This is a genomic window from Scatolibacter rhodanostii (genome assembly GCF_900197595.1).
Classification (GTDB): Bacteria; Bacillota; Clostridia; order Oscillospirales; family Acutalibacteraceae; genus Scatolibacter; species Scatolibacter rhodanostii.
This window is the reverse complement of sequence record NZ_FZLO01000002.1, coordinates 578,327-598,525: the sequence shown is the minus strand read 5'-3', so window position 1 is coordinate 598,525 and position 20,199 is coordinate 578,327. Positions and strand designations below refer to the sequence as shown.

At 38.7% G+C, this 20,199-nt stretch carries 19 protein-coding genes; 5 read left to right on the top strand and 14 right to left on the bottom strand.

Features of this window, described 5'->3' with window-relative positions:
- Positions 1-30: 30 nt before the first annotated feature.
- The 10 genes from mnmE to dnaA form a co-directional block, all read right to left on the bottom strand.
- Positions 31-1,392, bottom strand: coding sequence for a tRNA uridine-5-carboxymethylaminomethyl(34) synthesis GTPase MnmE (gene mnmE / locus CS931_RS07375; RefSeq protein WP_099205111.1), 1,362 nt, complete (start codon positions 1,390-1,392; stop codon positions 31-33).
- A gap of 129 nt (positions 1,393-1,521) precedes the next feature.
- A complete protein-coding gene (gene gyrA, locus CS931_RS07370) occupies positions 1,522-4,125 on the bottom strand; it encodes a DNA gyrase subunit A (RefSeq protein WP_200814959.1) in 2,604 nt (867 codons plus the stop codon).
- Positions 4,126-4,152: 27 nt separating this feature from the next.
- Positions 4,153-4,641 (bottom strand): hypothetical protein, encoded by a 489-nt coding sequence (locus CS931_RS07365; RefSeq protein WP_099205110.1) that lies wholly within the window; start codon positions 4,639-4,641, stop codon positions 4,153-4,155.
- A gap of 11 nt (positions 4,642-4,652) precedes the next feature.
- Entirely contained in the window at positions 4,653-6,599 is a 1,947-nt protein-coding gene (gene gyrB, locus CS931_RS07360; protein ID WP_099205109.1) for a DNA topoisomerase (ATP-hydrolyzing) subunit B, read from the bottom strand.
- 239 nt (positions 6,600-6,838) lie between these two features.
- A complete protein-coding gene (locus CS931_RS07355) occupies positions 6,839-7,879 on the bottom strand; it encodes an oligosaccharide repeat unit polymerase (protein WP_099205108.1) in 1,041 nt (346 codons plus the stop codon).
- A gap of 101 nt (positions 7,880-7,980) precedes the next feature.
- Entirely contained in the window at positions 7,981-8,232 is a 252-nt protein-coding gene (gene remB, locus CS931_RS07350; protein ID WP_306341533.1) for an extracellular matrix regulator RemB, read from the bottom strand.
- Between the two features lie 37 nt (positions 8,233-8,269).
- On the bottom strand, positions 8,270-9,394 hold the full coding sequence (gene recF / locus CS931_RS07345; protein ID WP_099205106.1) for a DNA replication/repair protein RecF: 1,125 nt from the start codon (positions 9,392-9,394) through the stop codon (positions 8,270-8,272).
- Positions 9,369-9,557 carry an RNA-binding S4 domain-containing protein gene (locus CS931_RS07340; RefSeq protein ID WP_099205105.1) on the bottom strand — a complete coding sequence of 63 codons (189 nt, stop codon included), beginning with the start codon at positions 9,555-9,557 and terminating at the stop codon, positions 9,369-9,371. The genes recF and CS931_RS07340 overlap by 26 nt, the downstream gene beginning before the upstream one ends.
- A 163-nt stretch (positions 9,558-9,720) precedes the next feature.
- Positions 9,721-10,824 (bottom strand): DNA polymerase III subunit beta, encoded by a 1,104-nt coding sequence (dnaN, locus tag CS931_RS07335; RefSeq protein WP_099205104.1) that lies wholly within the window; start codon positions 10,822-10,824, stop codon positions 9,721-9,723.
- A gap of 263 nt (positions 10,825-11,087) precedes the next feature.
- Entirely contained in the window at positions 11,088-12,422 is a 1,335-nt protein-coding gene (gene dnaA, locus CS931_RS07330) for a chromosomal replication initiator protein DnaA (protein WP_242964923.1), read from the bottom strand.
- Positions 12,423-12,853: 431 nt separating this feature from the next.
- On the opposite strand from dnaA, the gene rpmH reads away from it, so the two are divergent.
- From rpmH to jag, 5 genes are all read left to right on the top strand, one after another.
- Complete coding sequence (rpmH, locus tag CS931_RS07325) at positions 12,854-12,988, top strand: 50S ribosomal protein L34 (RefSeq protein ID WP_020074590.1); 135 nt, start codon at positions 12,854-12,856, stop codon at positions 12,986-12,988.
- An 87-nt stretch (positions 12,989-13,075) separates the two neighbouring features.
- On the top strand, positions 13,076-13,432 hold the full coding sequence (gene rnpA / locus CS931_RS07320; RefSeq protein ID WP_099205102.1) for a ribonuclease P protein component: 357 nt from the start codon (positions 13,076-13,078) through the stop codon (positions 13,430-13,432).
- Positions 13,433-13,479: 47 nt separating this feature from the next.
- Complete coding sequence (gene yidD / locus CS931_RS07315) at positions 13,480-13,716, top strand: membrane protein insertion efficiency factor YidD (RefSeq protein WP_099205101.1); 237 nt, start codon at positions 13,480-13,482, stop codon at positions 13,714-13,716.
- Between the two features lie 52 nt (positions 13,717-13,768).
- On the top strand, positions 13,769-14,845 hold the full coding sequence (locus CS931_RS07310) for a YidC/Oxa1 family membrane protein insertase (RefSeq protein WP_099205100.1): 1,077 nt from the start codon (positions 13,769-13,771) through the stop codon (positions 14,843-14,845).
- A 42-nt stretch (positions 14,846-14,887) separates the two neighbouring features.
- Positions 14,888-15,730 carry an RNA-binding cell elongation regulator Jag/EloR gene (gene jag / locus CS931_RS07305; protein WP_099205099.1) on the top strand — a complete coding sequence of 281 codons (843 nt, stop codon included), beginning with the start codon at positions 14,888-14,890 and terminating at the stop codon, positions 15,728-15,730.
- A gap of 261 nt (positions 15,731-15,991) precedes the next feature.
- Here the strand turns inward: jag and prmC are convergent, their stop codons facing one another.
- The 4 genes from prmC to CS931_RS07285 all read right to left on the bottom strand — a co-directional run bounded on the left by prmC (position 15,992) and on the right by CS931_RS07285 (position 20,177).
- Positions 15,992-16,843 carry a peptide chain release factor N(5)-glutamine methyltransferase gene (prmC, locus tag CS931_RS07300; protein ID WP_099205098.1) on the bottom strand — a complete coding sequence of 284 codons (852 nt, stop codon included), beginning with the start codon at positions 16,841-16,843 and terminating at the stop codon, positions 15,992-15,994.
- Positions 16,840-17,781 carry a DUF1385 domain-containing protein gene (locus tag CS931_RS07295; RefSeq protein WP_099205097.1) on the bottom strand — a complete coding sequence of 314 codons (942 nt, stop codon included), beginning with the start codon at positions 17,779-17,781 and terminating at the stop codon, positions 16,840-16,842. The genes prmC and CS931_RS07295 overlap by 4 nt, the downstream gene beginning before the upstream one ends.
- A gap of 4 nt (positions 17,782-17,785) precedes the next feature.
- Positions 17,786-19,264, bottom strand: coding sequence for a sensor histidine kinase (locus tag CS931_RS07290; protein WP_242964922.1), 1,479 nt, complete (start codon positions 19,262-19,264; stop codon positions 17,786-17,788).
- Between the two features lie 61 nt (positions 19,265-19,325).
- Positions 19,326-20,177 carry a DUF368 domain-containing protein gene (locus CS931_RS07285; protein ID WP_242964921.1) on the bottom strand — a complete coding sequence of 284 codons (852 nt, stop codon included), beginning with the start codon at positions 20,175-20,177 and terminating at the stop codon, positions 19,326-19,328.
- Positions 20,178-20,199: the final 22 nt, after the last annotated feature.

Here is a 20,199-nt window from a genome sequence, read left to right as displayed (position 1 = left end):
TGCCTATGACAATTCGTCCACGTTATTACCCTATTTTCCTACGCAAAATTGTTCAAACACTTCACTAATCACACTTTCAGATACATTTTCACCTGTTAATTCGCAAAGAGCAGTCAATGAGTCTTCCACACAAATCGTAACAGCATCTAGCGTTAAACCTGATTCATAGGCCGATATGGCTTCACGAACAGCAATCAAGGCTCTTTCTGTATCAGCACGCTGTCTTTCTGTATATAAAATACCACTAAGCGGATCATAATCTTCTGTTTGCAGCACCTTTGCTAATATTTTTTCTAAATCTACAAGCCCATTTCCTTGCGCTGCCGACAAATAAACATAATGAGGAAATTTTTCAATAATCTTTTCTACATTAGCTTGTCTTTCTAAATCGGTCTTATTCAAAATGGCAATAACATGGCGACTATCCAGCTGCTCCATCCATTCCCATTCACTTTCTTCCAGCGGCCTTGAAATATCAAATACAGCTAGAATCAATTGCGCAGATTTTATCTTCTCTTTTGAAAGACTAACCCCAATTTGCTCTACAGGATCCTCTGTTTCACGAATTCCCGCTGTATCAGCTAATTTAAGCGGAATCCCACCCAACATAACCGATTCTTCCACAACATCGCGCGTAGTACCCTCAAAATGCGTCACAATAGATCGTTCACAGCCAGAGAGTAAATTCATCAAAGTTGATTTTCCTGCATTGGTGCGTCCGGCAATGACAACTGACACACCCTCTCTCATCATCTTACCTTGATCAAAGCTATTTAATAAATCGGTCAGTGCCTTTTCTACAATATGCAAATCTTCATGAAGCTTTTTTTCGTCCACCTGCGGTACGTCATCATCAGGAAAATCAGCCCATACAGAAAGATGAGCCGCCATATCTGTTAATCTAGATTTCATATCCGCTATTTTATGAGAAAGAGCGCCACTATTTCCAGCAACAGCAGCTTTAGCAGCTTGTTCTCCATTGGCGCTAATTAACTGCATAACAGCTTCTGCTTGTGCTAAATCCATTTTACCATTTAGAAATGCTCTTTTAGTGAATTCACCCTTTTCAGCTAATACTGCACCAGCTGACACTACCGACTGCAAAAGCTTCTGGGTGACATATAATCCCCCATGACAAGAAAGCTCAACCGTATCTTCTCCTGTATAACTCTTAGGCGCTGAAAACACCAGTGCCACAGCATCATCTATCTTTTCACCATCTTTTGTAAATGCTTCTCCAAAGGCAGCTGTATAGCCTTTCATTTCTTTTGTTTTTCGCCCATTTTTAGCTTGAAAAACCTGGTCAGCAATCTCTCTTGCCTGCTTACCCGATATTCTTACAATGCCTATACCACCTGGAGCTGCTGCTGTTGAAATAGCTGCAATTGTCATTATTTTCACTTCCTATCTCATATAAAAACTATAGTGAATCATATTCACTATAGCGCGTTTTATTTTAAACTCTAGGAATGCGCAAACTGCTCCCTTTTTAGAAAGCTTGTCTGCGCATTCAAATCTTACTTATTCTTCGTCTTCTTGCGTATTTTCTTCTGCATTATCAACGATTTCTGCTTCAAGTGTAGTAGATCCTTCAATGACTTCATCATCATCGCAACCCTCTTCACAAGAACCGTCATCTTCTATTTCTACTTCGTCTACCTCATCTTCTTCATGAGGAGCACGTGCCAACGTGACAACACGGTTTCCGTCTTCAATTCGCATAACCTTAACACCTTTGCTCGGTCTTGCGCAGATACGAATTGATTCAGCCGCAATTCGTATAATGATACCATTCTCTGAAATCAAAATAATATCATCATCTAAATCAACGACTTGAATAGCCGCTACTTTGCCATAACGGTCGACGTGATAGTTTTTAAGACCCTTACCGCCTCTGCTTTGAATACGGTAGTCAGACTGCTGAGAAAGGCGTCCATTACCTGTTTCTGATACAGTTAGTACATAACCACCTTCGCGTAAAACAGACATTCCAATGACAAAGTCATCTTCTTTGAGTGTCAAAGCTTTTACACCACGTCCGGTTCTGCCAATTTCACGCACATCATTCTCGTCAAAGGCAATCGCCATACCTTCTTTGGTCGCTACCATCAGCTTATTGTCACCATCCGTCATTCTAACCCAGCTAAGAACATCACCCTCATCCAGATTAATGGCAATTAAACCGCCTTTTCTTGCTGTATCAAAAGCCGAAAGCTTGGTACGCTTAATAATACCATTTTTTGTAACCATCACTAAGAATTTATCTTCTTCAAATTCAGAGACACGAATCATCGAAGTAATCTGTTCATTTGGTTCTAACGGCAACAGATTCATGATATTCATACCTCGGCTGGTTCGTGAACCCTCGGGTATTTCATAGCATTTCAGCTTATAAACACGACCTGTTGTAGAGAAAAACATAACATAATCATGCGTGCTGATGACAAACATTTCTGTAGCAATGTCTTCTTCACGTCTTGCCATAGCCGATACACCACGTCCGCCACGTTTTTGTGTCTTGTAGGTATCCATCTTTTGACGTTTGACGTAGCCAAAATTAGTAAGCGTAAGCACACATTCTTCTACCGGAATCAAATCTTCAATGTCTACTTCACCACTGACAGCCATAATTTCTGTTCTTCTGTCGTCATTATATTTATTCTTAATAGCAATTGCTTCGTCTTTTACAATGGCAAGACGGCGCAATTCATTTCCTAATATATCAAGAAAATCTTCAATTTTAATTTTCAGTGCCCCGAGTTCGTCTTCTAATTTAGTTTTTTCTAAACCAGTCAACTGTCCAAAACGCATTTGCACGATAGCTTGTGCCTGCACATCATCAAAATCAAAACGATTCATGAGTGCTTCTTTACCTTCTGGAATTGTTTTCGAGGCTCTTAAGAGGGCAATAACTTCATCAATGAAATCTAATGCCTTCATCAAAGCTTCTAAGATATGAGCTCTTTCTTGTGCTTTCTTGAGGTCGAATTCAGTTCTGCGCTTGACAACATCAAGCTGGAATTTAATATATTCCTGCAAAATCTCCGTGAGATTCAAGGTTTTTGGCTCGCCATCTACAATCGCCAGCATAATAACGCCAAATGTTGTCTGCATCTGTGTATAGGAATAAAGATAGTTTAGCACAATTTGCGGTGCGGCATCTCTCTTTATATCAATAACAATGTGCATACCGTTTCGGTCAGAGTGGTCATTAATACCTGAAATACCGTCAATTCTCTTGTCTTTGACCAAATCACTGATATTTTCAATCAATCTGGCTTTATTTACTTGATATGGAATTTCGCTGACAATAATTTTAGAGCGCCCTGTTTTTTCATCCTCAACAATCTCTGCTCTGGCACGAAGCGTCACTTTTCCACGTCCGGTTGCATAAGCAGCACGAATCCCTTTGCGGCCCATAATCATACCGGCTGTCGGGAAGTCAGGTCCTTTAATATGCTCCATAAGGTCATCTAGTGTGGCTTCAGGATTATCAATTAAACAGCAAAGCCCATCGATGACTTCTCCCATGTTATGAGGGGGAATATTGGTCGCCATACCAACTGCAATACCGGTTGACCCATTGACAAGCAGGTTCGGATAGTGCGTTGGCAAAACCACTGGTTCTTGCTTTTGATCATCAAAGTTTGGTTTGTAGTCTACCGTTTTTTTATCGATATCCGTCAGCATATCAACAGCAAGCTTGCTCATTCTTGCTTCTGTATAACGGTAGGCAGCCGGCGGGTCACCATCCACTGAACCAAAGTTTCCGTGGCCGTCTACCAGCATATAGCGCATAGAAAAATCTTGTGCCAAACGTACCAGTGCGTCATACACAGAGGCATCACCGTGAGGGTGATAGCTACCTAAAACAGCACCAACCGTTGTGGCACATTTACGATATGGCTTTTCCGGCCACAAAGAATTTTCATACATTGTATAAAGAATTCTTCTGTGAACGGGCTTTAAACCGTCACGTACATCAGGCAAAGCACGAGAAACAATAACGGCCATAGAATAGTCAATAAAAGACTTTTCCATTTCCTTTTTCAAGTTAACAATTTGCAGCTTGCCTGTCATATTTTCATTTGTTTCATTGTTGTCATTGGTATGATCTAAACTCATATTAACCCCCGTGGAGACTTTCTAACTTCAGTCGGCATATTGCAGCAAATCATGCAGAATCTTTGCCTTTCTTTCCTTTGGCAGGCATCTAAAGGGAATTGATAACAAGCCACTCTCCTGTGGCATAATCGCAATCATTTCATTTTTATTGCTTATTTTTATTTTAGCCTGTTTCAACGAAATTTCTAGTGTGTGTTCCGGCCCATAATAATAAATAGCCGTAGGATATAAGCGAAATCTTATTTTTTTCTCTGCTAATTTAGCATTCTTTTTCATATCAAAAATAGGCAATAAATAGAGAAATCCAGTTACAATTACACATACAATCGCCATTGCCAAATTGAACCACTCGTAGTTTAGAAAAAAATTAATAAGAAAGAAAATAAACATTACCCCTAAAAGGATAGTTTGTATCATCATTTTCTTGCTGCCATAAGAATAATAGCCCGAAATTTTTAAAGCTTTAACAATCTCGTCTTCTGCAAGTGTATAAGAAATTTCTTCATAAGCAGGCATATATTCTACCTCTATACATCAAATTCTGCATACTTGGCATTTTTCTCAATAAATAAGCGACGAGGTTCTACTTTATCACCCATTAAAATGGAAAAAGTCTCATCCGCTGCAACAGCATCGTCAATTTCAACTTTCTTCATCAAACGAGTTTCAGGATTCATTGTCGTCTCCCAAAGCTGTTCAGCGTCCATTTCACCAAGACCTTTATAGCGCTGAATATCATAACCAGAACCAAATTCAGCCATAATTTTATCTCGCTCTGCATCATCATAAGCATACACATGCCGTTTACCTTTGCTCACTCTAAAAAGAGGAGGACAAGCTAAATAAATATGTCCTTCTTCTACAAGGGGACGCATAAAACGAAAAAAGAAAGTCAAAAGCAAGGTACGGATATGAGCGCCGTCGACGTCAGCATCGGCCATGACAATAATTTTGCCATAGCGCAATTTTGTCAAATCAAATTCGTCGCCAAGTCCACAGCCAACAGCTGTAATAACAGGCATTAATTTATCATTCCCATATACTTTATCCAAACGTGATTTTTCCACGTTCAGCATTTTACCCCATAGTGGCAAAATAGCCTGAAAATTTCTGTCACGTCCATTTTTAGCAGAACCCGCTGCAGAGTCACCCTCAACAATATAAATTTCAGTTTTGTCAATCTCACGAGAAATACAATCTGCCAATTTACCGGGAAGCGTTGAATTTTCTAATGCAGTTTTGCGTCTTGCTAAATCTCTCGCTTTTCTAGCCGCTTCTCTAGCACGTGAAGCTGCCAACGCTTTATCAAAAATAGCACGAGCCGAAGCAGGATTTTCTTCTAAAAATGTCATCAATTTATCAGACAGCATTCCACTAACCAAAGAAGCAATTTCAGTGTTACCTAGCTTTGCTTTGGTCTGGCCTTCAAACTGTGCTTCTTTCAGCTTAACGCTGATAACACAAGTGAGGCCTTCTCTTACATCTTCTCCAGAAAGATTTTTATCATTATCTTTTAGAATATTATATTTTCTGGCATAGTCATTGAGAACTCTTGTTAAAGCTCGCTTAAATCCATCTTCGTGTGTACCGCCATCTACGGTATGAATATTATTAGCAAAAGAAAGCAATCTTTCATTAAAACTATCCGTATATTGCATGGCAATTTCAGCAGTAGCATTATGATCAGCAGCTTCTGCTTCTACATGAATAATCTCAGGGTGTACCACTTCAACTGCCATTTTTTGATTGAGATACTCAACAAAACTGCTAATTCCACCCTCATAATGGAATTCATTATCTACAATCTCCGCTTCATTTCTCTCGTCAATCAATTGAATGCGAATGCCACCATTCAAGAAAGCTTGTTCACGAAGTCTCTTTTCCAAAATTTCATATTCATAGACTGTCGTTTCTTTGAAGATTTTAGCATCGGGTTTGAATAACACAGTAGATCCACTTTCACGACCATCTGTAACAGGACCTCTATCTTCAAGCTCGGTCATGGTTTTTCCACGTTCAAAACGCTGATAATAAAGCCGGCCGTCGCTCACTACCTCGACTTCCAGCCATTCAGACAGTGCATTCACAACAGAAGCACCCACACCATGCAAACCACCGGAAACCTTATAGCTTCCGCCACCAAATTTGCCGCCGGCGTGCAAAATTGTGAAAACCACAGTGACAGCCGGTAACCCTGTTTTAGACTGAATTCCTACCGGAATACCTCTACCATTATCCGATACATAAATAATATCGCCAGGAAGGATTTTCACAACAATTTTATCACAAAATCCTGCTAGCGCTTCATCAATCGCATTATCTACAATCTCATATACAAGATGATGAAGTCCTCTGGGACCTGTTGAACCAATATACATACCAGGGCGCTTTCTAACAGCTTCAAGCCCTTCTAGTACTTGTATTTGATCTCCATCATATGCCTGATCTACTTTTGAAATTTCGTTTAGCTCCAAGGTGACCCTCCAACATAAACTAAGTTTACATAATCTTCTAATTCTTGCACAACAACAACATTGTCTTTTTATATTCACATTGTATCATATTTTTGACTTTCTGTAAATAGAAAGTATTGATTAAATCAGCTATAGAGGCCTCTATTTTAATTTTTTTACTGTTTGGCATATAAAAAGTCCCCTCAAGTCTATTTTTTAAAAATAAAGCGTGAGAGGAACTGTTTTTGATTATTTGCTTTTTATTTGTCTTTTTTGTTTTTAGAGAAGAAATCCTTGGGAATTTCAACTGCTTCGACTTTCTTTTCACGGTTTGCATTCAAAGAAAAAGCTTCATTTGTTTGATTTTTCGACTCAAAGTAATCTTTTTCTGTATTTTGAACCACATTTTTCGGAGGGACTTCAGGTGCTTTTCTAGGTGCTATTTTAGCATTCACTAAATCAGCAGATTTTGGAACTGTATTTGGCGAAGCAATATGCTGTGATGTTTCCCGAGATAAATTCACTCTGCTATTCGGTGGGCTAGAAGGTCTTCTTGGTTGTATCCCTGGATTTACAGTACCTGGTGATTGAAAAGAATCTCCCATTCTTGTTCTAGGCGCTGCTGTTTTTGGCGGTATTGTTCCTGTTGGTACACCCATTGGCACATCTAATGGTCTTCTTTGCTGTACCTCTTGTTTAACAGGAGGGCGAACAGACGAGTACATCGCTGTATTTTGTAAATTCTGATTTTCTCTAATCGGTTCTTTTCTTGCAGCCAACTGCGCAGAGGATCTAAATTCAGTAGTCTGCCCTAATATCCCCGTATCATTTTTTCTAATTTGCTGTGCTTCTAAATAAGCAGGCTGATTTTGATTTTCAATTCTTGGCATATAATCATCTTCAGAAAAATTCGTTGGTATTGCAGGGAGTGTTCCTGATTGTGGCCTCATAGGTACATTGCCACGTGGCGCTTTATTTTTGACGGGCGCTCTCTTGATAACCGGTTTTTCCAAGTAAGGTAAGAAAAGGCTCAATAAAAAGAATATAGCAAAAGGAATTCCCACCCAAATCATTGTTTTCCATGACATACTACTCATAATAAATTTATAGTAAAAATAGATTACAACACTAGAAAAAATCGCTAGAACGGCTAAAACATAAACTAGCGGCGACAAAAAAATATTAGAAATCCCACTGCACCGAGGACATTTATATTCCCCTTCTTTTTTCAATGACCAACGGCGAATAGTATTCACTCTTTTTCCGCAATATGGACATTTAGGCACACCAAAATACTGCATTTTATTCCTCCAAACGGCGGTTATAACGATAAATCAGTCACTCTTTAAAAGAATAGTATAAACCAATTCTATCAAAAAGACAAGTTTATTCTAAGCCGTATTTATTCAAATTTAGAAAAAGAAAGACTTCTTTTCAATAATGTTGCAGGGGAAATTTGAGAGATATACACAACTAAATTATCTTCTTTTTGACACAAAATAAAAGATTTTGGAAGCTCCATAGAGACATTGATAACAAGATGTTTTTTTTGTGCTTCTGATAGAAAATGACGCGTATGACTCGAAATAGTTGTATTGTCTAAATCAAAAATACCAATTACATCTTTCATACTCACAATCGTATCATTCCCCAAATGAAGCCACATCTTCCATAAACCCTTTCCACTACCTTTACTCTGCTGACACTACTCCATTTTCTAGGTAAAACCGTTTGCCTTTTTGCATTAAATTTACACTTTCAGGCGAACAACAAGTAATAAAAACTTGTTTGTCATACAGATGATTGAGCAAATAGTCTTGCCTGTTAGAATCCAATTCACTCATGACATCGTCCAAAAGAATAATGGGAGCTTCATATGTTTTTTCTTGCAAAATCTCTGCTTCAGCCAACTTCATAGCCAAAACAGCGCTGCGCTGTTGCCCTTGTGAAGCAAACAGGCGTGCAGAAACACCACCAATTTCAATTGACAAATCATCACGGTGAGGACCCACTGTTGTATGCCCTGTCTTAATATCTGTTCTTTCTGATTTTTTAAGTTCTTCAATCATCACTATCTCAAGAGATTCTTCTGTAAACTCATCTTGTTTAAAAAACACATTGGGAGCATAGGCAATTTTCATATCCTCCCTGCCTTTGGCTATTCCATCGTAAATGAAATCACATTTAGGTTGCAACAAACGCATATAATCAGCACGTTGTATCATAATTTGCACGCCATATTTAGCAAGCCGCAAATTCCAAACCTCAAGCGTATCGGATAAATCCGGATGTCGAACTATATCTTTCAAAAGCGCATTCCGCTGTAAAAGTAAGCGATTATAAAGCGTAAGTGTACGGACATAAGAAGGATTAATTTGACAAATAGCACTGTCAATAAAATTACGTCGGGTTGATGGACCTTCTTTAACAAGCTGTAAATGTTCCGGAGAAAAAATAACAGCACAAATCTTACCAACTAAAGCCGATCCTGTTTTCTTTTCAACACCATTAATCACCGAACGTCTTCTTCCACGTTCAATGTTTAAGACTGCAGTTTGATTTCTCTCTTCTTTAAAGAAATCAGCCTTCAATTTTGTATAATGGCTGTTATTTCCGGTTTCTTTTTCAAGCTTTGGAAGCTCACAATCTTTAGTCCCACGAAAAGAATGACCACCGGTAAAAAGCCAAATGGTTTCCAGTAAATTTGTTTTACCTTGTGCATTTTCTCCGTAAATGACGTTCATTCCCTCATCAGGCAAAATTTCACCGTCTGCAAGATTGCGAAAGTTCTCATAAACGATTCGCTTGATATACATAAACTTCTCCGCCGAACTCTACCTTATCTCCATCTTTGAGCTGATGACCTCTTTGTGTGCAAACTTCTCCGTTTACCTTGACATAGCCACCCTGAATCACCATTTTGACTTGCCCGCCTGTATCAGCCGCACCTTGCCATTTTAAAAATGCTTGTAATTTCATATAAGGGCATACTCCTTCTAAATCAAAATGTAATTTTTATGCGAAATAATATAATATTTATACATAAAAGTTACAAAACGCATAAATATTCGACTGGTTTTGACCCAATAATTTATAATTCTACAAATATTTATTTATTACTTCATTATTTTTTAGGCCGTTCTTAATTTGATTTTAGCTTTACCGGTAAAACTAAAAATAAAAAGCTATCGCCTTCTTTGGGAACAATTTTCATAGGACTGAGGGCGGTATTGAGCTGAATTTTAATTTCATCACACTCTGTATTTTTGAGCGCATCCAGTAAATATCGGCTATTAAATCCAATTTCTATATTTTCGCCTTGGATACTGGCTTCAATTTGATCGCTGGCTCGGCCCATGGCCGTTGTACATAGCAATTTTATGCTGTCATCTTCAAAAGTGCAGCGCAAAGGACTTTTTAGTCTGTCTGTAATTAGAAGTGAAACGCGTTCAACACTTTCAATCACTTTTCTTGTGTTTACAATGACTTCGATGCCTGTTTCAGTCGGAATAGTAGCTTTGTAATTTAAGAAATCACCTTCTAACAAACTAGAAGTAACCGTGTAATTTCCAATTTTGAATAAAACATGGCGCTTTCCGGCGGCAATTTCAATTAAATCATCTTCATCTTTTAGAAGGGAATTTACTTCGCGTAGTGTCTTTCCTGGAATAACAAACGATAGTTCGTCCTTGAAATCGATGAGCTCACTTCTTTTTGCCAAGCGATAACCATCAACTGCGACCATGTCTAGCCGGCCATCTTGAATGTTGAAAAGGCCACCTTGATGAATTGGTTTTGCGTCGCTTTCAGCAATGGCAAAACTTGTTTGGCGAATCATGCTTTTTAGCATTTTTGAAGGGAGATTAAAAATAGTTGAATCTTCCAATTTGGGCAATTCTGGGAATTCTTCCGGTAAAAATCCAATGATGGAAAAATTGCTGTGGCCGCTTACAATGGTGGCCATGTGTTTTTCGTCAACTTCAACCGTGATAATTTCTGCAGGAGATTTTCTAACAATTTCAGAAAACAGTTTAGCGCTTAGAACTGTTGTTCCCTCTTGGATTCCGGTTGCAGCAATAACTGTTTTTATGCCTAGTTCTAAATCGTAAGCGCTCATTTCAACAGAAAGCTCGCCTGTTTTGATGAGTATTCCTTCTAGGACTGGAATGGAGGTTTTTGTAGAGACTGCGCGTTGTATATTAAGCACAGCGTCAGTAATTTCTTTTTTATTAACAGTAAATTTCATAGAAGTTCTCCTTTTTAGCTGTGGGTTAGAAATTTATGGTTTTATACTGTGTTGTGAATGTAATAGATTTAGTGGTAGTAGTAGGGGCTGTGAATTTGTTGAAAACTTTCATTTTTTCAGTTCTACCATAATCAAAACAGCTGAAAGTTTTTCAGATTGCTCTGTTGAGGAAAAGTGAAAAGAAGTTGAAAGATTTTTTTAGTCCACAAACTGTTGACAATCCACTGTTGAATGTTTAAAAAAATGTGGAAAAAATTTCGACCTCATCGGTCGCGAATGTTTTTAATAATATCGTCAATGGTTGCTTTGGTATGAGGATCACTTTTAATGTTTTTTTCAACTTGTTTGATCGCATACACAACCGTTGAATGATCTCGGCCTCCAAATGTTTTTCCTACTTCTACCATAGAAAGCTGAGTAATCTCTCTTACAATATACATAGCAATTTGTCTTGCTGTAGATATTTCAGCTTTTCTTAGCTGCGAGAGAATTTCATCGGAAGATACTCCGTACGTTCTACCCACTTCTTCAATAATTTTATCGACAGTAACAGGGGTTGGTTGACTGTTATTGATAATATCGCTGATAGCAGCTTGCGCGGTTGCCACATTAAGTGGTTTACCTTCTAATAAGTTATAAGCCTTAATTTTTTTGACAGCACCCTCAAGTTGACGAATGTTACTTTTCAACTTATTGGCTATGTATTCACATACCGTATCAGGAATTGTAATATCGAGGTTTTCAGCTTTTCGGGTAATAATAGCAATACGCGTTTCAAAATCCGGTGGCTGAATATCGGCCGTTAGTCCCCATTCAAAACGAGTTTGAAGCCTGTCCTCCAAAGTGGAAATATCTTTTGGTGGGCGGTCAGAAGTTAAGATAATCTGTTTTTTTGCTTCGTGCAAAGCATTAAAGGTATGGAAAAATTCTTCCTGCGTAGAATCTTTACCAGCGATAAACTGGATATCATCCACGAGGAGAACATCAGCATGACGATATTTTTCTCTGAAAATTGGAGTTGTACCGGTACGGATTGCTTCAATCATTTCATTGGTAAAATCGTCACCTTTAATATAGATAATGGTCATGTTAGGAAAATGATCGTTGATTTCCTTGGAAATAGCGTACAATAAATGCGTTTTTCCTAAACCGGAATTACCATAAATGAAAAGCGGGTTGTAAAGAACAGCCGGTTTCGACGCCACGGCTAAACAAGCAGCGTGTGCAAATCGGTTAGAGGGTCCTACAACAAACGTTTCAAAGGAAAGGTCATAATCTTCATTTTTGTCCGCTTGCGAAGAAGATGAAGCGGAATAACCAAACCCGTTTGCGGCCTGTGGAATTTCTTCCTTCACACAAATTTTAAAGTTAATTTTAGAGCTAAATACATTTTGAAAAGCCTCATCTAATAAATCTTGATAGCAGCGGATTAAGGTCTGCTTGTGAAATTCATTAGGGGCTTCAATAATGGCCGTACCGTTTTCAAATTCAAGTGTGACAGGAACAAGCCTTTCAAACCAGGTTTTATAGGCTACTTCAGTAATATTTGACTTGCAGTAGTCGCAAATCAACGTCCATGCTTCATCAAAAGAGTTCAAAGACGTTTCCTCCTTATATAATCTGTCAAAGAGATCCTGTGATTTTACGATAGAAAAGTAAAAATGTGGAATAAAGACACAAAAACAAACAAAACACAGTACGGTTTCGTTTGCTTTATTAGACATATCGCAAGAGCAAAGATTTAATCTCTCAAAGTATTCAACATTATAACATAACTTGTGGAAACTTTCAAACCAATTAACAGCGTATAAAAAGAAAAATATTTATAGAATACTAGGTCTTGTGTAAGAAAAAAAGTTTTCAACAAGGTTTTCCGTTTTAATCTCAAAAAAATATTTTATCAATCACAAAAAAATAAAAAACAAAGTAAAAACAGGATAAATCGCTAAAAATAAGGTTGACATATTGAATGATTTTAAGTTATAATATTTACTCGCAGGGAAACTACCCCGAAAGGAGGGTTTTATATATGCTTAGAACCTATCAGCCTAAAAAGCTTCACAGAAAAAAGGAGCATGGCTTTAGAAAAAGAATGTCAGACAAAAACGGACGAAAAGTTTTAGCACGCCGTCGCGCAAAGGGCAGAGCTAGATTGTCTTACTAATGCCTTTAAGGTCACCAATGCGTGACCTTTCTTTGTTTATAATGATTTTGTTTCTTTCAGTTTGAAGGGAAAGGGTTCTCTTTTATTATGAAAAGTCAGATTACACCAATTTGCCATAATAATGATTTTAGGCGGATTTATAACCGAGGTAAAAGCTTTGTAACTCCGGTGGTGGTTGTCTATGTCCTTAAAAACAGAGAGAAAAAAACCAGGATTGGCATTACAACAAGCAAAAAAATAGGCAATGCAGTAAAAAGAAATCGCAGCAGAAGAATTATAAGAGAAGCTTGGCGAGAAATTTCTCCCTATCTGCAATCAGGTAATGATTATATCTTTGTAGCTAGAGGGAAAACACCTTATGTGAAAATGCAGCAGGTGAAAAAGCAGTTAGAAACAAGCCTTAAAAAGGCCGGATTGTATAATAAAGAGACGAAACCTGTTTGACAAAGCCAAGCGGGTTCCTTTTTAAACAAAGAAGGTGACAAGCCTAGATGAAAAAAATACTGATGGCTGTCATTCAATTTTACCGAACATACATTTCTCCCCATACGCGACCATCTTGCCGCTATATTCCCACCTGTTCGGAATATGGCTTAACGGCAATTGAACGCTTTGGGGCTTTTAAAGGCACCATTTTAACAGTTTGGCGGGTTTTGCGTTGCAATCCTTTTAGCAAAGGTGGCTATGACCCAGTACCGGAAAGAAAAATAAAGAAAGAGAATAAGTAATCAAGCAACTTGAAAACAAGAGATTGCTTGGGCTTAAAGGAGTTTTTGTTTTATGGGAGATATTTTTAACCTGATTGGTGGCTTGCTGGGCTATTTGCTCTGGGCACTTTTTGCTATATTTAAAAATTATGGTGTGGCCATCATCTTTTTTACTATTTTAACAAAACTCATTTTGTTCCCTTCTACGCTAAAACAGCAAAGAGGGATGGCGTCGCAGTCTAAATTTGCAAAAAAGCAAGCAGAACTTCAAAAAATCTATGGCAACAACAAGCAAAAATATAACGAAGAATTGATGAAGCTGCAAGAAAAAGAAGGTATCAACCCAATGGGTGGTTGCTTACCAATGCTTTTGACTTTTCCTGTTATGATTGGTGTTATGTATTCAGTGTCACAGCCGCTTAGCAACACCTTGCATATTGCGAAAGATACCATTGCACAAGCCACGCAATATGTGTCAAGAATTCCTGGTTCAGGTAATATGGGTTATTATGCAGAGCTTGAAATTCTTCGCAATTTTGGAGCGTTGCAAGATAAGCTGACCATGTTTACCCCAGCTGATGTTGAAAAAATAACAGAGCTTTCAAAAGGCTTTAACTTTTTAGGATTAGACTTGCTTCAAAGCCCTGAGTTTGGCAATTGGAGTAATATTTTATGGATCTTACCAGTGGGGTATCTTCTTGTATCCATTGCTAGCCAGATTTATATGCAGCGCAGTAATCCTGCTCAAGCAGCAGCACAAGGACAGCAAAAAGGCTGTATGGGATTCATGATGTACGGTATGAATTTCTTCTTTGCCTATCTTGCCTTTTCATACCCCGCAGCGGTTAGTTTGTATTTTATCGCACAAAGTATTACAAGTACAATTCAAACTGCTATTACCAATCAATTTTTCAGCATACATCATATGACAGCCAAATCAGAAGCACAAAGAGCCGTAACACTTGCGTTGGCTGAAGAAAAAATCAATCCTTTGTCAGCAGATGCACAAAGACAAATTGCAAAGAAACTAGATGAAGCAGCCATAAATCAACCAAAAGATAATAAGAAAAAAACAGCACAAAAGGGAACCGGAAAGAAATCTTCCGGAAAATCACGTAATTCTGATCAGTATTTGGGCAGTAAAAAGTAAGCGAGAGCCGAGTGAATGTCGGCAATTGAGGAGGAATTATTCATGTTAAAAGAAGCAATCGCAACCGGCGAGACAGTGGAAATTGCTCTTGACAGAGCCTGTGCAGAATTGGGTATTGACAGATCAGAAGATGAATTTGAGTTTGAAATTTTAGAAACGCCCGTCAAGAAGACATTTGGTCTGTTTGGCGGAAGTCCCGCAAAAGTGAAAGTGTTTTTGAAGCAATTGGATGCCGCTGAATCAGCAGCCGAGTATTTGAAATCTGTGCTGAAAGAAATGGGTCTTGTGAACGTTGGCATAGAAATTCGCAAAAATGAAAGCGGAGCAGAATTGGTTTTAAATGATCAAGATGTGGGTTTTATCATTGGTCATCGAGGCGAAACATTAGATGCTTTGCAGTATTTGGCTTCATTGGTTGCGAACCATAGCGGCGACGGATACTATCGTATTACATTGGATGTCGGCCAATACCGTGAGAAGAGAAAAGAAACATTAGAGTCTTTGGGCAAAAAAATGGCGCAAAAAGCACTCAAGACAGGAAGAAATCATTCCTTAGAGCCAATGAACCCGTATGAGAGAAGAATTATACATACAGCTGTTCAAGATATCGAAGGAGCAAAGTCTTGGAGTGAGGGAGAAGATTTACTTCGCCATGTTGTGATTGGCTCTGTAAATGGAGAGCGTTTTCCGAGAAGAGATAATCACCGCAGAGGTAACTATCAAAACCGCGGTGGAAAACCACCATACAACAACAATCGAAGCGGTAACAATAACAACCGCCGTCCTTATGCGCAGAATCAGAATCACAACAGCAGACCTGTGCAAAGCAGAGGGCCTAAACAAGATGTGGTAGACGCCCCTTTATACAGCAAAATAGAAAAATAATAGCTAGTAAATAAAAAGGAAATCTCTAAATCAGAGATTTCCTTTTTTTATGAGCAAAACACATAAATGTAGAAATTGAAGTGCCAATTGTTTTGCCATAAGCAGGAGGGAGCTATTAAGGTATTCAACATTTAACAGAATTAATCAAGTTTGTTGAATGTTAGCGGCCCTGTAAATGATTTGACACTGCTTTTACAAAAGAAACCCCCCTTTATGCTAGATACTAAAATACCTAACATAAAGGGGGTTTGAAAAGCAAAATTAAGTCTTGATACCACTTACAACACGATTTAGTCCGGCTAAATCTTTATGTACGGCAATAGAGAAAAATCCATGTTCTTTTAAGATATTTGTAACAGAATCAGCCTGCGTTTCGCCTATTTCAAAGGCCAATAAACCACCTGGCTTCAAACAATTTTTCCACTTAGCGACGATTTCATGATAGAATAGCAAACCATCTTTTCCGCCGTCAAGAGCTAAGTGAGGTTCTCGCTGTACTTCTTCTTGCAGAGTAGGTAGCTCATCTGATTCAATATAAGGGGGATTTGAGGCGATAAAGTCAAATGTGCCAGTAAAACTATGGATAAGCTCTTCGTCAAAAATATCGCCCTGTACAGGCACAATATCATATTCGGCATAGCTATCCAAGTTTTCAACAAGAAAAGAAAAGGCTGTGGAAGATATTTCAATCGCTGTCATTCTCAGATCAGGGTGCAGAGAAGAAAGACCAAGTGAAATAGCTCCGCTGCCGGCGCATAAATCTAAGCCGTCAGCATCTTCCTTATCAGCAAGCCATTCTGAAACTGTGCGTACCAAAACCTCCGTATCATCGCGGGGGATTAAAACACCTTCCCCTACCGCAATTTCAAGCCCCATGAACTCCCAAGAACCTAAAATATATTGCAGAGGTCTGTGTGTGGTTCGTTCTTCTACAGCTTTCAAAAAAGGTGCCGTCAACAGTGGAGAAGCGGCCTCATTACGTTTTGATAGCCATTCATTATGCGTGAGATGAAAGAAATGGCGGATAAGAACGACAGATTCAAATTCAAAATCTTCAATCGCTGCTTTTTGCAGTTCAACTTTACTGTGCAAATAGAGTTCATTCAAAGTCATGCAATCAGATCCTCTCCGTTTTCAGGAATAACAGCTTTCATTGCTTCAATGGCAGCTTCAATCATAGAGTCATCGGTAGGTTCTTTCGTTGTTAATCTTTGTACCCATAAACCCGGTGCAGAGATTAGTCTAGTCAAGAAATTATCGTGGCGGCTTGAAAATTTAAGCAGTTCATAACCAATACCCATAACAACCGGAATTGTCAGCAATTTTGCGAAGGTGCGTAAAAAAGGATTGGTAAAGGGAATGAAAAATCCAACGACGATACTGATAATTAAGATAAGAACCATAAAACTAGTGCCGCAGCGAGGATGAAATCGGGTTTGCTTGCGCACATTTTCAACTGTCAGCTCCATGTCTTTTTCATAGCAGAAGATTGTTTTATGTTCTGCACCATGATACATAAACAGGCGTTTCATGTCTTTCATCTGCCCCACGCCGGCTAAATAAAGCAAAAAAATTACGAGTCGAAGGCAACCCTCAAGCAGTGAGCGCCAACCAGCAAAAAGATTACCGACCACGCCATATAAAAGATTGACCAAAAAAGTAGGCAAAAAGAAGAAAAGAAGAACGGCTAATAACAGGCCTAGAACACCAGCTACAGACATAATAGCATTGGAACCTTTTTCACCTAATTTTTCGTCGAGCCATTTATCAAGTTTGCTAGGCTCTTCTTCCTCATCTTCTAAAAAGTGGTCTGCAGAGAGAGAAAGTGCAGCATATCCACAGCGGAAAGAGTCAATCATGGCAAAAAAGCCACGGATAAAAGGTGTTTTTAAAATAGGGTATCTTTTTGATAGAGGGGAAAATTCAATTTCTTCGGTCGTAATCTGCCCTTTTTTATCACAAAATGCTGCCACACGCTTATGTGGGCCAACCATCATGATGCCCTCCATTAAGGCTTGACCACCAATAGAAGTGATTTTTTCTTTTGGCATTTATTTAAGCTCCTTTTTCATTGTGATTGTTTAAATAAGTTTGAATTTCAGGAATATAGGCTTCATCAGGATGTTGTTCTATAAAGGCAAGGGTGGGAAATTGTACAGTAACGGTTGTTCCTCTCCCCTCTTTACTCTGAATAGAAAAGGTGCCACCGTGCAGTTTAATAATTTCATCTACAACAGCAAGCCCAATACCAGAACCACGGACAACCTGATTGGCTTTGTAGAATTTCTTTTTAACATTGAGTAGATGTTCTTGTGGAATACCGCAGCCGTTATCGGAGATAGAAACAGAAATCCAACCATCACTTTCTTCGGTACTAACGTTAATTTCTCCATTCTCATCGGTATATTTAAAAGCGTTGTCTAAAATATTAATGAAAATCTGCTTTAAGCGGTTTACATCAGCTAAAATAGGACTCAAAATAGCATTTTCCTCATAGGTAAATTGCTTTTGCTCAGTTCTTGCTAAATCCGTAAACATATAAACGGCTTCACCTAACTCGGCCATCAAATCAATTTTGGCAATATTGAGAACCATGCGACCACTTTGCAAGCGAGAAAAGTCCAAAAGCTCTTCTACAATGCTGTATAAGCGTTCTGATTCATGGATAATAACACCCATGCCTCTTTTTTCTGTGGTAGGGTCAACACCGGCTGTAATGGTTTCTGCCCAGCCTTTAATCGATGTTAGTGGTGTGCGAAGCTCATGGGAGACAGAAGAGATAAAGTCATTTTTCATCTGCTCAGAAGCACCCAGCTCACGTGCCATGTCATTAATAGAGTCACAAAGCTGGCCGATTTCATCTTCCTTTTTCTTTTGGATACGAACATCAAAGTCGCCCTGCGCAATTCGTCTGGCACTGGAGGTTACTTGTTGCACAGGCAAGACAATCGATCTTACGAAATAAAGACCTGAAAGAAATACAATGAGGATAATAATCATGCCGATAAAAATCAGGGTACTGACAATTAATCGGATTTGGCGGTCTGCTTTTTCGAGAGATACCATATAACGTATAGACCCCAACATATTTTGATCAGCGTCGCGCACCGTACGAGTAATGGCCATGACTTTTTCCCCTGTATTCAACAGAAAAACCTGAAAACCATAATTATCTTCGCTGAGAATCGCTTCTTCATAATCGGGCATTTTCTGGTTAAAATCGGGGTTAAAGCCAGTTGAGGTGATAAAAATCTTGCCATCTCGATCGATTCCCATAATCTCCATCGAGTTTTTGTCAGGGAAGTTTTCAATATAATTTCGGGAAACTGTTGAAAAGTCTGACGAAGTTTTATAGCCCCCAGAGCCTGATGAGAGGACATTCAGCAGCTCGTCCACACGACCTTTTAGGACTTGCTGAATGCTATTATAAGCATAGCTCTGCACCGTAACAGAGAGGACGACAATAAATGTCACTAAAATGACGACAATAAGACCAACTGTATTGACAAACCAGCGGCGTGAAATCCCCTTCATTTTAACAACCATCCCTTCGCTAAGATGTGATTGCAGAAATCTTTTAATGGCAGATGACAAATTATGCGGCATCTTTTGGAGAAGTTGCATCAGCGAGCTCTTTTTTCTCTTCAAGCTTAGTCATAAAGAAAATAGCAGCAAACCCAGCAGCAAAAAGTACAAGACAAATCGGAATTTCCCAGCCGATTGGTAAACCCGGAAAGACGTCGACAACAGAACCAATCAAAAAGCCAAAGACAATTAAATAAGTAATAGTCGGATGATCATTCAGTAGATTTTCAAGCAGACGAGTACAGGCGGCAATACCAATCAAAAGGCCAAGAATCAAAGGCCAAAGAGAAAGAATAGCACCAATATCATGCGATTTAATGGTTTTCAGAATACTTTCATAAAGTCCTAAAGTTAGCAACATATGAGAAGTGCTGATACCCGGCAAAATTAAAGCAATGGCAACAATAAGGCCGGCAACTAAAAGCATCAAAGAATGAAAGAAACCGGTGCCGGTTGTATTAAATAGGCCCTCAGGAATAAGAGAAATCAAAAATACGCCTAGACAGCCAATGAGAGGGTAAACAAGCACACGCCAGTCAAGTTTTTGAATTTTAGCTTTGCGGACCATCATGGGGGCACCACCTGCAATGGCACCAATAAAGAAAAATAGAATCATTTTTGGAAACTTATCAGTAAGAGATTCCAAAGGGCTTGCACATAAAACAATTCCTAAAAGAGCAAAAACAACGAAGAGACCAAGAAAAAGTGCGTTTCGCTTTTTATTCTTAAAAAAAGAGCTGACGGATGAAATCAAATCATCATAAACACCCAAAATCATAGCCATGGAGCCACCGCTGACACCGGGGACCAACATAGTTCCGCCGACAATAAAAGCCTTTAAAGCAGTTATAACATGTTTCAAAATAAAGAGCCTCCTAAAAACC

What these genes read in the sequence shown, in the direction of transcription:
- mnmE (WP_099205111.1), bottom strand. Translation starts at nt 1,392, where the DNA reads ATGACAATTGCAGCTATTTCAACAGCAGCAGCTCCAGGTGGTATAGGC.
- gyrA (WP_200814959.1), bottom strand. Translation starts at nt 4,125, where the DNA reads ATGAGTTTAGATCATACCAATGACAACAATGAAACAAATGAAAATATG.
- CS931_RS07365 (WP_099205110.1), bottom strand. Translation starts at nt 4,641, where the DNA reads ATGCCTGCTTATGAAGAAATTTCTTATACACTTGCAGAAGACGAGATT.
- CS931_RS07355 (WP_099205108.1), bottom strand. Translation starts at nt 7,879, where the DNA reads ATGCAGTATTTTGGTGTGCCTAAATGTCCATATTGCGGAAAAAGAGTG.
- recF (WP_099205106.1), bottom strand. Translation starts at nt 9,394, where the DNA reads ATGTATATCAAGCGAATCGTTTATGAGAACTTTCGCAATCTTGCAGAC.
- CS931_RS07340 (WP_099205105.1), bottom strand. Translation starts at nt 9,557, where the DNA reads ATGAAATTACAAGCATTTTTAAAATGGCAAGGTGCGGCTGATACAGGC.
- dnaN (WP_099205104.1), bottom strand. Translation starts at nt 10,824, where the DNA reads ATGAAATTTACTGTTAATAAAAAAGAAATTACTGACGCTGTGCTTAAT.
- rpmH (WP_020074590.1), top strand. Translation starts at nt 12,854, where the DNA reads ATGCTTAGAACCTATCAGCCTAAAAAGCTTCACAGAAAAAAGGAGCAT.
- rnpA (WP_099205102.1), top strand. Translation starts at nt 13,076, where the DNA reads ATGAAAAGTCAGATTACACCAATTTGCCATAATAATGATTTTAGGCGG.
- yidD (WP_099205101.1), top strand. Translation starts at nt 13,480, where the DNA reads ATGAAAAAAATACTGATGGCTGTCATTCAATTTTACCGAACATACATT.
- CS931_RS07310 (WP_099205100.1), top strand. Translation starts at nt 13,769, where the DNA reads ATGGGAGATATTTTTAACCTGATTGGTGGCTTGCTGGGCTATTTGCTC.
- jag (WP_099205099.1), top strand. Translation starts at nt 14,888, where the DNA reads ATGTTAAAAGAAGCAATCGCAACCGGCGAGACAGTGGAAATTGCTCTT.
- prmC (WP_099205098.1), bottom strand. Translation starts at nt 16,843, where the DNA reads ATGACTTTGAATGAACTCTATTTGCACAGTAAAGTTGAACTGCAAAAA.
- CS931_RS07295 (WP_099205097.1), bottom strand. Translation starts at nt 17,781, where the DNA reads ATGCCAAAAGAAAAAATCACTTCTATTGGTGGTCAAGCCTTAATGGAG.
- CS931_RS07290 (WP_242964922.1), bottom strand. Translation starts at nt 19,264, where the DNA reads ATGAAGGGGATTTCACGCCGCTGGTTTGTCAATACAGTTGGTCTTATT.